The sequence below is a fragment of the Acidimicrobiia bacterium genome, assembly GCA_040878325.1.
Lineage (GTDB): Bacteria > Actinomycetota > Acidimicrobiia > Spongiisociales > UBA11373 > JAUYIV01.
In genome coordinates this window covers 1-14,478 of record JBBDMM010000003.1, presented here as the reverse complement: position 1 = coordinate 14,478, position 14,478 = coordinate 1, and the positions used below count along the sequence as shown (strand labels likewise).

Below are 14,478 nucleotides of genomic sequence, written 5' to 3'. Positions count from 1 at the left end.
CCCCGCCCGCGATTGGCGATTGGCGATTCGCCAGACCTGAGATGCCGGTTTCGCCGCGTCCGGCCGTGACTCGCTTGAAGTGTGCGCGCGTGCGTCACCAACCGCGACTCGGAACTGTCTGGCCAATCGCCAATCGCCAATCGCTGGTTCGGCGACGGAGTCGGCGTCCTGTCCGTTAACCTCACGCTCGCATGCCCGCCACGATTGTTCTTGGTGCCCAGTGGGGTGATGAAGGCAAGGGGAAGATCGCCAACCTGCTGGCCCAGGATGCGGATGTAGTGGTCCGGTATCAGGGGGGCAACAACGCCGGGCACACCATCGTCATCGGCGACGAGACCTTCGCGCTCAGCCTGGTGCCGTCCGGGGTCATGTACCCCAACGTGACCCCGGTGATCGGCAACGGATGCGTCATCGACCCCGCGGTGCTGCTCGAAGAGATGAGCATGCTCGAGAGTCGCGGGATCGACCCGTCGCGGCTGAAGATCTCGGCCAACGCCCACCTGATCATGCCGTACCACCGGAAGGTCGACGCGGTCCGTGAGCGGTACCTGGGCAAACAGCAGATCGGCACCACCAAACGCGGGATCGGGCCCGCCTATCTGGACAAGTTCGGACGGGCCGGGATCCGGGTCCAGGACCTCTACGACCCGAAGATCTTTCGCGACAAGCTCGACGCAGCCGTCAAGGAAACCAACAAGGTGCTGGTCAAGATCTACAACCAGCTCCCGGTGGAGCCGGACGAGATCGTCGAGGAGTACCTCAGGTACGCCGCACGCCTCGCCGACCATGTCGACGACACCAGCCTGTTTGTGTGGCAGGCGATACGCGACGGGAAGAACGTCATCTTCGAGGGGGCCCAGGGGGTGCTCCTCGACATCGACCACGGCACCTATCCCTTCGTCACGTCATCCAACCCCACCTCGGGCGGCGCGCTCACCGGGGTCGGCATCGGGCCGAAGGACATCGACCGGGTTCTCGGGCTGGCCAAGGCGTACATATCCCGGGTGGGTACGGGGCCTTTCCCCACCGAGTTGACCGACGACATCGGGGAGAAGATGGTGCAGATCGGTGGCGAATACGGCACCGTCACTGGACGGCGTCGCCGGTGTGGGTGGCTGGACGCGGTCGCATTGCGGTACGCAGTCAGGGTGAGCGGGATCACCGAGATCGCCTTGATGAAGCTCGACGTGCTCTCGGCTTTCGACAACCTCCGCATCGCCACTGCCTACCGATCGGGGGGCATCGAATACCCCGAGTTCCCCCGCCAGCACGGCGTCCTGTACAACTGCGAGCCCGTGTATGAAGACCACCCCGGATGGACCACCGACATCTCGGAGGCCCGCTCGTTCGGGGAACTGCCCACCAAGGCCCGCTCCTACATCGAGCGGGTCGAGGAGCTCGCCGGGGTGCCCATCACCATCGTCTCGGTCGGCCCGCAGCGATCCGCCACCCTCAACAAGCCGTGATCGAGCGCTACTCCCTCCCCGAGATGGCGGCGATCTGGTCGGAGCAACATCGCCTCGAGATCTGGCAGCGGATCCAGGCGCTGGTCGCCCGGGGCTGGGTCGAGCAAGGCGTGGTACCGGCAGCCGCTGCCGATGCCATCGCCGCCGCCCCCCCGGTCGACCCCGATGCCTGGCGCGCCCGCGAGGAGGAAACCCGCCACGACGTGGCTGCCTTCGTCGACGTGTTGGCGGCGTCGGTCGCCGACGGCCACGGGCGATGGGTCCACTACGGCCTCACTTCGTCGGACGTTCTCGACACTGCCCTCGGGGTGCAGCTCAAGGAGGCGAGCAGCCTGCTGATCCGCCGGGTCATCGAGCTGTTCGGCACGATGCGGGGGCTGGCACTCGAGCACCGCGACACGGTGATGATCGGGCGCACCCACGGCATGTGGGCCGAGCCGACCACATTCGGGCACAAGATGGCCGGGTTCGCCTTCGAGATGGTGCGAGCCTGCCGCCGCCTCCAGTTCGCCGCCCACAGCGTCTCCTACGGCAAGGTGAGTGGGGCGGTCGGCACGCGCGCCACCGTTCCCCGCCAGGTCGAGGAGCATGTCGTGGCCGAGTTGGGTATCCACGCAGAGCCGGCGGCCACCCAGGTGGTGGGCCGTGACCGGCACGCGGCGTTTCTCACGACGCTCGCCGTAGTCGGTGCCTCGCTCGAACGCCTCGCCACCGAGATCCGCCATCTGCAGAGGTCCGAGGTGGCCGAAGTGGCCGAGCCGTTCGGTGAGGGCCAGAAGGGCTCGTCGGCGATGCCCCACAAGCGCAACCCGATCCTCTCCGAGAACGTCACCGGACTCGCCCGGCTGCTGCGGGGGTGGGCGGTGGCAGCGATGGAGGATGTGGCCCTATGGCACGAACGCGACATCAGCCACTCCTCGGTGGAACGCATCGCCATCCCCGACGCCTGTCTGGCACTCGACTTCGCCCTCCACCGGACCAATCGGGTGCTCTCCGGGTTGGTGGTCGACGCCGACCGGATGCGGGCAAACCTCGACGCCGCCCGCGGCCTTCCCTTCAGCCAGAAGGCGCTGCTCGCTCTGATCCGTGACGGCAAGGACCGAGACGAGGCGTACCGGATCGTCCAGGAGGCTTCCGCTCGCGCAGTGGAGTCGAACGATCACCTCCGCTCCGCCCTGGAGGGAGCCATCGATGGCGCCGCCCTCGAGGAGGTCTTCTCGCTGAAGTCGTTCCTCGCGGCCGCCGGCGAAAGCGTCGATCGGCTCGAGAAGGTCACCGGCGACTGGCTGGCGGAGAGCCGCGGCGGCTGGTAATCGGTACGATCCAGAGTCCGAGGTCTGGCAATGACCACATCCGATCGAGCACGGGTTCCACTCCTGTTGCTGGCCGTCGCCATGGTTGCGACAGTTGCGTGCGGCACCGACAGCGGTTCCACATCGACCACCGGGGTCGTGTCCACGACTGGAACGACCGGGGCGGTCGGCCCTCGCTCGGCGAGCGAACTGCTCGATCAGGCCCTTTCCTCCCTGAGCGGCGAGGTCGAGCTGGTTTCGATCACCGGTGAGGCGCTCGACCTGACCGATGCGGACGTGGCGGCCCTGATCGAGTCCTTCGCGTCCGATGCTGGAGACGTTGAAATCGCAGCAGCGTTCCAGTCGGAGGCGGGCGGTCCGTCCTTCGTGGCCGGCGCGATCCGGGTTCCTCGAAGGGATTGGAATGGCGTACTCGAGGCGCTCGCCGAATCCGGCGAAATCCATGGCGTGACCTATGAGTGGATCGAGATGGCCGGGCGCCAAGTCTTGCGCGCAACTGCTGCCGATGAATTCGGCTGGACGCCCGTGGTGTACATCTCCCTCGGCGACACCGTTCTGTACTTTCAGTCGAGCGACCAGGCTGCGGTCGAGTCTGCAGTCGAGTCCCTTCCCGAGTCGCCAGAAGGCGACGAGCCCGTCGCATACGATCCGCCGGCACCTGGGATATTTCCGCTCATGCTGGTGATCATCCGGCAGCCGCAGCAGCCGGTCTGTGTGGCCGAACCTGCCGGTCGGCATCGGTTGGAGGTGATGGCAATCGACACCGGGCTCGGAATCCCATATCCCTACACCACCTTCTTCGTGTCTGGACGGCTGATGGATCCCAACGTGGCACCTCAGGTCGGCCCGATGGCGACCTACCCGTATTCAGCCATCAGCTACGGGTCTGACGGACGCGAACTGGTCCAGGTGGAGGGCATCTCCCTAGCCGGAGGACAGGGTCAGACCACCCTTGCTTTCGAGGTCAGGCATTGCCTCGAGGGCACCTGGCAAGACGGCGACAGAGTCATACGTATTGCGCCGCCAGGTTCTCCGGCGATCACCGCCGAGGTGATCTCCGGGGAGATCTGTAGAGAGGAAGGTGGCCTCGACTTCAGCGGCACCTTGGAGGGCGACCGACTGACCGGAGGCGATCTCAAGGTGTGCAACCCCGAAGAGTGCGTGGACGCAGGCCTCCTGCCGGCCTCGATAACCGTGCCGTTCATCGGCCAAGTCGCAGATGATGGCCAATCGGTTGCCATCGACTGGGTTGGCGCCTACTACGAAATCGAGGAGGACTCGTCGGGGAACGCGATCTCGTGTACCAACACGCACACCGAGGACAACCAGTTCACGATCACCCGTCTCACCTTTGGTTTTTGACCGAAACCGCCTCCCGGTTGCGACCCGGCACGGCCCTATAGGGACCGGCTAGATGTCCGACCAGCACGAACGCAGAGCGCTGCTCCTCGCGCTGTTCGTCACCGTGTTGTGGGCGTCCTCGTGGGTGATCATCCGCTACGGGATGGACGATGAGGGCCTGCGGCCGATCACGTTCGCCGGGCTCCGCTACACGACCGCAGCAATCGTCCTGATTGGCGTGGTCGCGTTCCGCCCCGGGGCAAGGGAGGCGGTGCGGTTGCTCGACCGCCGGCAGGTTGTGGGGCTGGCCGTCCTCGGGGTGATCCTGATCGCCATCGCCCAGGGTGCCCAGTTCGTTGCCCTGGACAACCAGCCGGCAGCCACCACCAGCCTGGTGCTGTCAATGACCCCGCTGCTGGTCGCGCTGGTCGCCGGAGTGTCTCTGGGCGAGAAGGCAACCAAGCGCCAGTTTCTGGGCGCGGCGCTGGTCGCGGCCGGGGCAGTGCTCTACTTCTCCGGCTCGTTGGCCGCGACCGCCGCGGGCATGGCCGCGGCGCTCGTATGCCTCGTGGCGAACGGGGCCGGCTCCCTTCTTGGCAGGAACGTCAATCGCGACCTCCGGCGCTCCCCGTTGGTCACGACGACCGTGTCGATGGCTTTCGGAGCGATCGTCCTGCTCGCCGCCGGCCTCGCCACTGAAGGCATCCCCACCGTGTCGGGGCGCGCCTGGCTGTTCATCGGGTGGCTGGCGGTGGTCAACACGGCCTTTGCGTTCACCATCTGGAACCACACCATGCGCCATCTGACGGCCACCGAGTCGGCGGCGATCAACAACACGATGCTGATTCAGATCGCCATCCTGGCTTGGATCTTCCTCGGGGAGCGTCCCAGCGCGATTCAAGTGATCGGGATTCTGGCGGTGACCGTCGGGATCACCCTCGGGCAGCGTGTCGGCTGGCGCCTCCGCCGGGACGCCGATCAGCCCGTACCGCCGACCGCCGGGGCCAAGTGATCCGGGGACGACAGGCGGACGCTGATGGCGATGGGTGAATCGATTCGGCTGGGTCAAGAGGGTGCCCGTCGATCCCGAAGGAGGGTGCGTCTCAGCAGCACCGGGTACCCGATCGCCACAACCCCGGCGAACAGGAACCACTGTCCGGCATATCCGAGATGGGGTCCGAGCCCCACCCCGGGAGCCTCGTCCTGGACGGGATAGGGCTCGGGCACCGGAGACGGGGCAAGCACGAGGTAGTCGGATCGGAGCGAATACGGCGCGAAAGCCTGCTGGATCTCAGGATCGATCCGCGTCACCACCGCTGGCGGCGAGTCCGGGGTCGACGAGCCCGCCTCGGACGGCCAGAGGACGCCGGCGGCTTTCACCATCCCCGGTGGTGGAGCCGGCGGATCGAAGTCGAGGGGGATCCAGCCGCGATCGACGAGAACTGCAGAGCCGTCCGCGACGACGAGAGGGGTAAGGACGTGGTAACCCGACGACCCCTCGTACGAACGAAACACCAGAGTCTGCAATGAGGAGTCGTAGGTACCCAACGCTACGACCCTGCGGAAGGACCCTTCGGCGGCGTTCTCGAGCTCGAGCGGTGGCAGCGCCTGGCCGGCCGCTACGGCGTCCCGAAGGTCGGACTTCTCCGCATGTCGATCGAGCTGCCAGAGGCCGAGCAGGATGAACCCGACGATCGCCACCAGGGCGAGGAGATGGCCCACGATCCAGCGAGGGCCGAGTAGCCGCTTCACTCGCCCAATCGTATGGCCTCCCCGCAGGTTTGACCTACGGGGAGGCTCCAAACCCTCGCCCGAGCGAGAGGAATGACCTGAAGGTCACCCGGTCGGCGAATCGGAGCGCGTCTCCGTGCGGACCTCGCCCGTGGGCGTGTGCTGGACACTCTCGATGAGAGTGCTCTCGCGGCGCCGGGAGCTGAGCGTCAATAGGACGATCCCGATCAGAGCGGTCACGATGCCGACCCACATGAGGATCACACCGGCGGACTGGATGTTGAAACCCTCGGCCTCTGCGGTCACCGCAAAGTTCAGGATGGCGCCGATAACGCCGAGCACGATCCCGAAGATCAACAGCGACATGTTGGTGTTCCGATTCATTACTTCCCCCAAGGGTTGAAATTGCCCACGCCGGGCGGCGCACGCATCGGGGTCCTACCCGCCCGGAGGCCAGTCGAAACCGGTCCACCACGGGACCATCTCGAATGTGGTCCTGCCGTTGCAGAACCGCTATCGTTTCGACCGCGCATGCGATATCGCGTGCGACGCCGGTCTTCGCTTCTTCTGTTCCGTCGAGTGAAGTCACCGTAGGGCTCAGGCCTTCCGTGGCGTTACCCATAGACGGAGTTCACTGCTCAGAAGGAGCACCATCCATGGCCACCAACATCTACGTGGGGAACCTCTCGTTTTCCACAACCTCTGACAGCCTTCGCGACCTCTTCGCCGAGTACGGCGAGGTGACCAGCGCCCAGGTCGTCGTCGACCGCGATACCGGCCGCTCACGCGGTTTCGGCTTCGTCGAGATGGCTTCGGCCCAGGACGCCGAGAAGGCGATCGCAGCCACCAACGGCAAGTCGATCGACGGCCGTCAGTTGAATGTCAACGTAGCCCGCGAGCGCTCCCGCTAGCGGAGTTCAACTCAGTCGCAAGGGGCCGGGGCCGGAGGGACACCTCCGGCCCCTTGCCTTTTCCTCAACGGAACGGAGCAGCCCGGCCCTATTCATCCTGGAGCACAACCGGGCCGATGCGCTCCGGCTTGACACCAACCACACCGGCGTAGAACTCACGAAGCCGGTCCATGTCTGCCCTGATCTGGCCAGTGGGCATCAGGGGTTCGCCAACTCGCACCTCGCGCTTGGTGCCGTCGATGAACACCGGGACGATGGGGACACCCACGCCGTGAGCGATCCGGTAAAAGCCCGACTTCCAATAGGGCACCGCCTTGCGCGTGCCCTCTGGTGCAATCGCCAGCACCATGCGGTCGGTCTCCGCGAAGGCCCGCGACATCGCCGCCACCAGCCCTTCGCTGCCGGTGCGCTCGCTCGGAATCCCGCCAAGCCATCGCATGACCGGGCCCCACGGGAACCTGAAGATTCCCGCCTTTCCGATCCAACGGATCCGCACCTTCAGCACCCTGGCCGTCAGCAACGCCAGAGGAAAGTCCCAGTTCGAGGTATGGGGTGCCCCGACCGCCACGAACTTCGGGACGTCGGGCAAGCGGCCGACCACCTTCCAGCCGAACAGACCCAGGAAGAGGCGGCTCAGGAGGGGCCCTCGCTTCGCTCGGGCCCCCGCAATTCGCAACTCGCAATTCGCAATACGACGGACTGGGACTTGGCCTCTTCGCGTTGCGCATTGCGCATTGCGCATCGCGATATCGGGAGCATCCTCACGGGCCGTCGCGCCCGTCGGCCTTGTCCACGAACAGCGATTGGAGCGCGTGGCCGATCGATCCCTCCTGATCGAACAGTTCGCTCTGGGCGAGGCCGATCCCGGTGTCCTCGACATCAGTTCTAGACCGCAAGGCCATCCAGTCGCCTCGCGGCTGCCGCTCCAGGTAGAGGGTGAGATCGGCGTTGATGAACCACCACCCGCCGGCGAGCACCCGGCTGAGGCCGTTCCCGAAGTCGGCGAGGGCGGCCGCCTGCTGCACCGGAGACGCCTCCTCGCCTTCGACCAGGGGCAGGGTCATACGCAGCCACGCCGTCGCCGGACCCGGTTCATAGAAGCTGCCTTCCACGAAGCGCATCTCGACCGCGTGGCTGTGGAACCAGACCCCGTCGTCGTCGCCTCGCCACTCGGCTCGCTCCAGGCCATCAGGACCGGAGGGAGCATTGCGCCGCGGGTGTTCCGGCAAGGCGACTTCGCCCACCCGCATCCGCAGCGCCGAGGCCCGCGCCACCTCGGTCCCGTCGGCCTCCATCAGCGCCTCGACGACCTGAATACGCCGGCCGGCCCGGATCACCCGGGTGGAGACCGCAAGCGGCTTGGTGGGGACCGGTCGCATCAGATCCACGGTCAGCCGGGTGACCATCATCGGGACCGCAGTCTCGACCAGCTCGACCTGTCGGGCGAACAGCGCCGCCACCGGACCACCGTGCAGCACCTCTTCATACCAGCGCGCCCGCGACACGGGCTGAGGTATGAAGTACTCGCCCTCGCGAGCGAAGACCGCCTCGCTCACCGGTCCCCCATGAAGCGACGCAGCTCGCGCCGGGCCACCGACCGCTTGTGGACCTCGTCGGGGCCGTCGGCGATCTGCAACGTCCGGGCGTGCGCATACAGCGAGGCGAGGGGGAAGTCCTGGCTGACTCCGGCGCCGCCGAGCACCTGGATGCCGCGGTCGAGCACCCAGGTAGCCATCCGCGGTACCGCGACCTTGATGGCGGAGATCTCGATCCGGGCTCCCTTCACGCCGACGGTGTCGATCAACCACGCTGCCTTCAACACCATCAACCGGGACTCCTCGATGCGGATCCGGGCCTCGGCGATCCAGTCCTGTACCACCCCCTGCTCGGCGAGCGGCTTGCCGAACGCAGTCCGGGTGAGCGCCCGGCGGCACATCACGTCGAAGGCTCGCTCAGCCATGCCGATCAGGCGCATGCAGTGGTGGATCCGTCCCGGCCCCAGGCGCGCCTGGGCGATCGCAAAGCCGCCCCCCTCTTCTCCCAGCAAGTTGCTCTTCGGCACTCGCACGCCGTCGTAGAGGATCTCCGGGTGGCCGCCACGCTCGTGGTATCCGAAGACAGTCATGTCCCGCACGATCGTCACCTTCGGATCGTCCAGGGGTACCAGCACCATGCTCTGCCGCTGATAGGTGTCGGCGTCGGGATTCGTGACGCCCATCACGATCGCAACCTTGCACCGCGGCGACATCGCGCCGCTCGACCACCACTTGCGCCCGGTGATCACATAGTCGTCGCCATCCGATTCGATCCGACAGGCGATGTTGGTGGCGTCCGACGAGGCGACCTCCGGCTCGGTCATCGAGAAGCACGAACGAATCTCGCCTTCCAAAAGCGGCACCAGCCATCGCTGCTGCTGATCGGGCGTGCCGAACATCGCGAGGATCTCCATGTTGCCGGTGTCGGGGGCACCGCAATTGGTCGCCTCGGGCGCGATGTGGGGGCTCCACCCGCTCATCTCGGCGAGGGGGGCGTACTCGAGCACCGACAGCCCGGCGCCCCAGTGGTCGTCGGGGAGGAACATGTTCCACAGGCCCCTCTTGCGGGCTTCGATCTTGAGGTCGGCGATCACCTGAGGATGGCCATGCGGATCACCGAGCGCGGCCATCTGCTCTTCGTACACCTGCTCAGCCGGCGCCACCGCTTCGTCCATGAACGCCCGCATCCGCTGCTGCCACTCGAGCGCCTTCTCGCCGAACCCGAAGTCCATTGCCTGGTCTCCTCTTGGTCGCGGGGGAGTCTACGGGCGGGAGGCCCGGCGTCAGGCCGAGCCGCGATGAGCAATGAGCAACCGGCTGGCGCGCTCGGAGGGCGACTGGCGTCGAGGACCCTCCGGAAGTGACGACAGGTCGCGCATTGCGCATCGCGCATTGCGGGGCCGAGCGGAGCGAGGGCCCTATCGTCCCCCAATGACCGACGCGTCCTCCTGCTACCGGCATTCCGATCGGGGGACGCGGCTGTCCTGCTCGAATTGCGGGCGGCCGATCTGTGTGGACTGCACGATCGACACCCCGGTGGGGCAGAAGTGCCCGGAGTGCGCTCAGCCTGAGGGCCGCCACAAGGTGATCACCGCCCAGACTCTCCGCCAGGGGGTCCGGCGCGCTGCACCGGTCACCTTCACGCTGCTCTTCATCAACCTGGGCCTATTCGTCCTCGGTGAGGTGGACCCCGAGATCGGACGGCGCCTGTTCGTCGAGGGTGCCCAGCAGGTCGACCTGGTCCGGGCAGGCGAGTGGTGGCGGGCGGCGACCTCGATGTTCCTTCACGCCAGCCTGGCGCACGTCGGGTTCAACATGTGGGCGCTCTACCTGTTCGGCCCCGCGCTCGAGCGACGGTACGGGTCACTGCCCTTCACGTTCCTCTATCTCACCGCAGGCCTCGGCGGAGGCGCCCTCTACCACCTGGTCGGTCGTGGCAATCCGGCAGTCGGAGCCTCGGGGGCGATATTCGGGTTGATGGGAGCACTCATCGTCACGCTCTATGCGCAGCGTCACACCCCGATGGCGCGAGCGGTCCTATCGCAGTTGATGTTGCTGCTCGCCATCAACCTGGCGCTGCCCCTGGTGATCGCCAACATCGCCTGGGAAGCTCACCTCGGCGGGTTGATCGCCGGAGCGGCGGTGGCGGTCGCATGGGACCGACTCCCCGTCACCGGTCGCGAGGCCGTCCCCAGACAGCTGTCGGTGGTGCTGGCGCTGATGGTGGTGACGGTGGGTGCGCTGTTGTTCGGGTAGGAGTCGGCGCCTGTCGCCGGCTCCGCGATGCGCAATGGACAATTCGATCGCGGCCGAGGCCCGGCACGCGTTCTGTCGCGTCGCGCAAGGGGCATTGCCTCCTTGGCACCCCGGCGCTTCAGCCGCAGATCGAGACGAATGACAAGCCGCGCTTCCTCAGAACCTCGATGATGGACGGAAGCGCCCGCGCCGCGGTATAGCCGGCTCCGTCGTGCAGCAGGACGATGTCGCCTCCTCCGGTGGTGCGCAGCACCTGGTCCGCAACCCACCGGGAGTCGTGGTTTCGCCAATCCTGTGGGTCGACGGACCACATGACGATCGTCTGACCCTCGGCCGCCGCCAGGGACACGATCCGGCTGTTGGTCGCCCCGAACGGGGGACGCAGGCAACGCGACTCGATCCCGCAGGCCGATTCGATCGCCTCACGCCCGCGGGCGATCTCGAGGGAGACGACCGAGTCGGAGTACCTGGTCAACCAAGCGTGGGTGTAGCTGTGGCTCTGCACCGAGTGCCCTTCGGAGATCATCCGCTGGATGAGACCCGGATAGGAGGCGGCCTTGGCGCCGACAACGAAAAAGGTGGCCTTGACGCCGTAGCGTGCGAGCACGTCGAGCACGGCCGGCGTGTAGTACGGATGGGGGCCGTCGTCGAAGGTGAGAGCGACAGCGTTCGGGCCAGGCTGTGAGCGAACCGGGGGCCGATCGCCCACCTCGGTGGCCACGGGGCTCTCACAGGAGTCCGCCCGATCGACCTGACTCCCGCCGTAGCACGCGTCGAGTCCCGCACCCCCGAACAAGAGGTCGTCGGCGGGCCCACCCTGCAGGGTGTCGTCCCCGGGGCCACCGTACAGCTGATCCCTGCCGGCACCACCCTTGATCAAATCGGCGCCGTCGCCCCCCTGAAGAAGATCGGCGCCGAGGCCGCCCAGCAGAGTGTCGTCGCCTGATCCCCCGCAGATGATGTCGTTGGCGCCAAAGCCCTTGATCACGTCATCACCATTGAGCCCGTGGATCACATCGCGGCCATCGGTGCCCACGATCCGATCATTGCCTGGCGTCCCCCAGATCGTGACCTCGCTGCCCTGGCACATGATGGCTGCGGAGTCGGCGACCGCGGGAAGGCTCGCCCCCACCACCAGGACCATCACCGCGCCAAAACGAAACACTCCGCCCATCGTACAGCCCGGTCAACGTATTCGCGAGTGCCGGGCCGGGCTAGGGCCGAATGGCGGAACACGGCTCGCCCCTCGCCTCTCGCCCAAGGTCGCCGGTAGCCTCACGAAGATGCCCGACCTCATCGACCTGATCCGCGACTCCGTCATCGGGCGGGACGACGTGGTCGACGGCCCGTTTGGACCGCGGCGGGTCACCTACGCCGACTACACGGCCTCCGGACGTTCGCTCGAGTTCATCGAGGATTTCATCCGCCAGCAGGTGCTGCCGCTCTACGCCAACACCCACACCGAGTCCTCGGGCACGGGTCAGCAGACCACCCGCTTCCGCGACGACGCTCGTGGGACCATCCGCCGGTGCCTCGGGGCGACCGACGAGCACGCGGTGATCTTCACGGGAAGCGGCTCGACCGGCGCCATCGATCACCTGATCCGGGTGCTGGGCTTGCGGCTGCCGGCTGAGCTCGACGAGCGCTACGGGCTCGCGGCACGGATCCCCGCCGCAGAGCGGCCCGTGGTCTTCATCGGGCCCTTCGAGCATCACTCCAACGAGCTGCCCTGGCGCGAGTCGATCGCCGATGTCGTGGTGATCCCGGAGGACTCCGACGGTCACATCGACCGGTCGGCACTAGAGCAGGCGCTGGCAACCCATGCCGCGCGGCCGCTGAAGATCGGATCCTTCTCGGCAGCTTCGAACGTGACCGGCATCATCTCGGACACCGCGGCCATCTCCACCCTGCTGCATCGGCACGGGTCACTCTCCTTCTGGGACATGGCGGCGGCGGCCCCGTACATCGGGATCTCGATGGGCCCGGTGGATCCGGACGAGCCGCTCTCGTACAAGGACGCAGTGTTCATCAGCCCGCACAAGCTCATCGGCGGGCCGGGAACCCCGGGGCTATTGGTGGCTCGAAAGGAGCTGTTCTCCAACCGGGTACCTACGGTCCCCGGGGGTGGGACCGTTTCGTTCGTGACCGCCACCGGGCACCGCTACCTGGCAGATATCGAGCACCGCGAGGAGGGTGGCACCCCCGACATCATCGGGGCGATCCGCTGCGGTCTGGTCTTCGCCTTGAAGGACTCGGTTGGCAGCGACCGGATCCGGGAGTTGGAGGAGTCGTTCATCCGGCGCGCCATCGAATCGTGGTCGGCGAACTCGAACATCCAGATCCTCGGCAATCCCGGAGCCGACCGCCTGTCGATCGTCTCGTTCGTGATCCGGCACGGCGAGCGTCGGCTGCATCACAACTTTGTCGTCGCCCTGCTGAACGATCTCTTTGGCATCCAGGGCCGCGGGGGGTGCTCGTGCGCCGGTCCCTACGGCCACCGCCTGCTCGGCATCGACATCGAGACCTCGGAGGGATACGAGCGCGAGATCGCCCGCGGGTGTGAGGTGATCCGACCCGGCTGGGTGAGGGTCAACTTCAACTACTTCATCAGCGAGGAGACATTCCAGTTCATCCTCGATGCCGTTCACTTGATCGCCGACGAGGGCTGGCGGCTGCTCCCCCTTTACCAGTTCGACTACCAGTCGGCCTTATGGGCCCACGTGGACCACGGCTCCCATCCCCCGATGAGCCTTGCGGACGTTGCGATCGGGCCAGATGGCTACGCCTACTCGGATCGGCGCCGGTTCGAACCGGAGACGCGCCTCGCCGATTACCTCGAGGAGGCCAAGGAGGCCATGGCGGCGGCCGAACCGTTGGACCCAGGCCCGGGCGAGACCGCCACCCCCGACTTCGAACGTCTTCGTTGGTTCACATTGCCCAGCGAGGTCAACAGGGAGCTGGGAGAGAGCCAGGAGTCAAGAGTCAAGAACCAAGATTCGCGCTGACGCGCCTCTTGAGTCTTGGTTCTTGACTCTTGAATCTTGAATCTTGACTCTCAGTTGACGATTCGACCGCGCCAGGGCGGCGGCTTCGGGAACCCGGCATGCGCCAGCAGGATCGTGGCGTGCTCGCGGTAGTGGCTGGCCGCAGCACTGAGGTCCCATCCCTCGAGCAGCTTGGGCCGGGCCGGGTCACCTTCCGGGGGTAACGCCGCTACCGCCGCCACCATCTCCCGATGCGCGGCGACGTACTCCGCCCGGGCCGCCTCCGGAGTCACCCCCTGCCACTCGGCGTAGACGGCGTCGTTGAACTTCTGCCAGTTGGACGGATACGGCAGCCGGGGACCGCCCGACACCACCCGGGCATACCGGCGCTCCCATGCCGCCAGGTGAACGAGGTGCTCCCCCAAGGTCCAGCCACCCCCGACCTGCTTGCGGAGGTCAGCATCTTCCTCGAGGGAGAGCGCCAACTCATCGAGCACCGCATGGAACCGGGCGCGTCGATCTCGCAGATAGTGGAGGTAGGCGTCGCGGCGACCGAACATCCGGGAAGAATCAAGAGTCAAGAGCCAAGAGTCAAGAGCCAAGAGTCAAGAACCAACACGGGCGTCCTCCCCTGCCGTCTTCGGCGGGGGAGGTGCCGAAGCGAAGCGAGGCGGAGGGGGCAGCGGAGACAGCGAGCACTCCAACGACTTCTTAGAGCCGGGTCCAGTCCTGCTCGCAGGGTCAGCTGCCCCCCTCCCCCCTTCGGGGTACTCCCCCCGGAAGTGTGTGGACCGGGGACATCCTTTACAGATGCGCGGGGACATCCTTGACACTTCCAGAGGCGTCGATGGAGGTGTGGGGTGCCGTGGAGGGAGTCGGATCGGGTGAGTGAGCGGCTTGATTTTGTCCGGCAGGCCGATGCCAAGGGGGTGTCGTTCAAG

At 66.5% G+C, this 14,478-nt stretch carries 14 protein-coding genes; 7 read left to right on the top strand and 7 right to left on the bottom strand.

Annotated elements, in window-relative coordinates:
• Positions 1 to 191 precede the first annotated feature (191 nt).
• From WD184_01815 to WD184_01800, 4 genes are read left to right on the top strand one after another with little or no spacing between them, the layout of a single operon-like run.
• Entirely contained in the window at positions 192 to 1,466 is a 1,275-nt protein-coding gene (locus WD184_01815) for an adenylosuccinate synthase (protein MEX0825485.1), read from the top strand.
• Positions 1,463 to 2,779 carry an adenylosuccinate lyase gene (purB, locus tag WD184_01810; protein MEX0825484.1) on the top strand — a complete coding sequence of 439 codons (1,317 nt, stop codon included), beginning with the start codon at positions 1,463 to 1,465 and terminating at the stop codon, positions 2,777 to 2,779. Before WD184_01815 ends, purB begins: the two co-directional genes overlap by 4 nt.
• Positions 2,780 to 2,809: 30 nt before the next feature.
• Positions 2,810 to 4,141: a hypothetical protein gene (locus tag WD184_01805; GenBank protein MEX0825483.1), complete on the top strand. Its 1,332-nt coding sequence runs from the start codon at positions 2,810 to 2,812 to the stop codon at positions 4,139 to 4,141.
• 52 nt (positions 4,142 to 4,193) lie between these two features.
• Complete coding sequence (locus WD184_01800; GenBank protein MEX0825482.1) at positions 4,194 to 5,132, top strand: DMT family transporter; 939 nt, start codon at positions 4,194 to 4,196, stop codon at positions 5,130 to 5,132.
• 53 nt (positions 5,133 to 5,185) lie between these two features.
• Here WD184_01800 and WD184_01795 read toward each other — a convergent pair whose 3' ends face one another.
• A complete protein-coding gene (locus WD184_01795) occupies positions 5,186 to 5,872 on the bottom strand; it encodes an SURF1 family protein (GenBank protein MEX0825481.1) in 687 nt (228 codons plus the stop codon).
• Between the two features lie 84 nt (positions 5,873 to 5,956).
• A complete protein-coding gene (locus WD184_01790; protein MEX0825480.1) occupies positions 5,957 to 6,235 on the bottom strand; it encodes a hypothetical protein in 279 nt (92 codons plus the stop codon).
• A gap of 272 nt (positions 6,236 to 6,507) precedes the next feature.
• On the opposite strand from WD184_01790, the gene WD184_01785 reads away from it, so the two are divergent.
• Positions 6,508 to 6,762, top strand: coding sequence for an RNA-binding protein (locus tag WD184_01785; GenBank protein MEX0825479.1), 255 nt, complete (start codon positions 6,508 to 6,510; stop codon positions 6,760 to 6,762).
• An 88-nt stretch (positions 6,763 to 6,850) separates the two neighbouring features.
• On the opposite strand, the gene WD184_01780 is transcribed toward WD184_01785, so the two are convergent.
• The 3 genes from WD184_01780 to WD184_01770 all read right to left on the bottom strand — a co-directional run bounded on the left by WD184_01780 (position 6,851) and on the right by WD184_01770 (position 9,529).
• Positions 6,851 to 7,351: a 1-acyl-sn-glycerol-3-phosphate acyltransferase gene (locus WD184_01780; protein MEX0825478.1), complete on the bottom strand. Its 501-nt coding sequence runs from the start codon at positions 7,349 to 7,351 to the stop codon at positions 6,851 to 6,853.
• Between the two features lie 172 nt (positions 7,352 to 7,523).
• A complete protein-coding gene (locus WD184_01775; protein MEX0825477.1) occupies positions 7,524 to 8,318 on the bottom strand; it encodes a thioesterase family protein in 795 nt (264 codons plus the stop codon).
• Positions 8,315 to 9,529 (bottom strand): acyl-CoA dehydrogenase family protein, encoded by a 1,215-nt coding sequence (locus WD184_01770; protein MEX0825476.1) that lies wholly within the window; start codon positions 9,527 to 9,529, stop codon positions 8,315 to 8,317. The genes WD184_01775 and WD184_01770 overlap by 4 nt, the downstream gene beginning before the upstream one ends.
• A 199-nt stretch (positions 9,530 to 9,728) precedes the next feature.
• Between WD184_01770 and WD184_01765 the strand changes: the two genes are divergently transcribed.
• On the top strand, positions 9,729 to 10,553 hold the full coding sequence (locus WD184_01765; GenBank protein ID MEX0825475.1) for a rhomboid family intramembrane serine protease: 825 nt from the start codon (positions 9,729 to 9,731) through the stop codon (positions 10,551 to 10,553).
• Between the two features lie 118 nt (positions 10,554 to 10,671).
• Here WD184_01765 and WD184_01760 read toward each other — a convergent pair whose 3' ends face one another.
• Positions 10,672 to 11,718 (bottom strand): polysaccharide deacetylase family protein, encoded by a 1,047-nt coding sequence (locus WD184_01760; protein ID MEX0825474.1) that lies wholly within the window; start codon positions 11,716 to 11,718, stop codon positions 10,672 to 10,674.
• Positions 11,719 to 11,836: 118 nt separating this feature from the next.
• Here WD184_01760 and WD184_01755 point away from each other — a divergent pair, with 118 nt between their 5' ends.
• Positions 11,837 to 13,558 (top strand): aminotransferase class V-fold PLP-dependent enzyme, encoded by a 1,722-nt coding sequence (locus WD184_01755; GenBank protein MEX0825473.1) that lies wholly within the window; start codon positions 11,837 to 11,839, stop codon positions 13,556 to 13,558.
• 50 nt (positions 13,559 to 13,608) lie between these two features.
• On the opposite strand, the gene WD184_01750 is transcribed toward WD184_01755, so the two are convergent.
• Positions 13,609 to 14,097 carry a DinB family protein gene (locus tag WD184_01750; GenBank protein ID MEX0825472.1) on the bottom strand — a complete coding sequence of 163 codons (489 nt, stop codon included), beginning with the start codon at positions 14,095 to 14,097 and terminating at the stop codon, positions 13,609 to 13,611.
• Positions 14,098 to 14,478 lie beyond the last annotated feature (381 nt).

Excerpts from the sequence above, each read along its gene's own strand:
- WD184_01770 (MEX0825476.1), bottom strand. The coding sequence starts at position 9,529 with ATGGACTTCGGGTTCGGCGAGAAGGCGCTCGAGTGGCAGCAGCGGATG.
- WD184_01755 (MEX0825473.1), top strand. The coding sequence starts at position 11,837 with ATGCCCGACCTCATCGACCTGATCCGCGACTCCGTCATCGGGCGGGAC.
- WD184_01765 (MEX0825475.1), top strand. The coding sequence starts at position 9,729 with ATGACCGACGCGTCCTCCTGCTACCGGCATTCCGATCGGGGGACGCGG.
- WD184_01785 (MEX0825479.1), top strand. The coding sequence starts at position 6,508 with ATGGCCACCAACATCTACGTGGGGAACCTCTCGTTTTCCACAACCTCT.
- WD184_01805 (MEX0825483.1), top strand. The coding sequence starts at position 2,810 with ATGACCACATCCGATCGAGCACGGGTTCCACTCCTGTTGCTGGCCGTC.
- WD184_01800 (MEX0825482.1), top strand. The coding sequence starts at position 4,194 with ATGTCCGACCAGCACGAACGCAGAGCGCTGCTCCTCGCGCTGTTCGTC.
- WD184_01815 (MEX0825485.1), top strand. The coding sequence starts at position 192 with ATGCCCGCCACGATTGTTCTTGGTGCCCAGTGGGGTGATGAAGGCAAG.
- WD184_01750 (MEX0825472.1), bottom strand. The coding sequence starts at position 14,097 with ATGTTCGGTCGCCGCGACGCCTACCTCCACTATCTGCGAGATCGACGC.
- WD184_01790 (MEX0825480.1), bottom strand. The coding sequence starts at position 6,235 with ATGAATCGGAACACCAACATGTCGCTGTTGATCTTCGGGATCGTGCTC.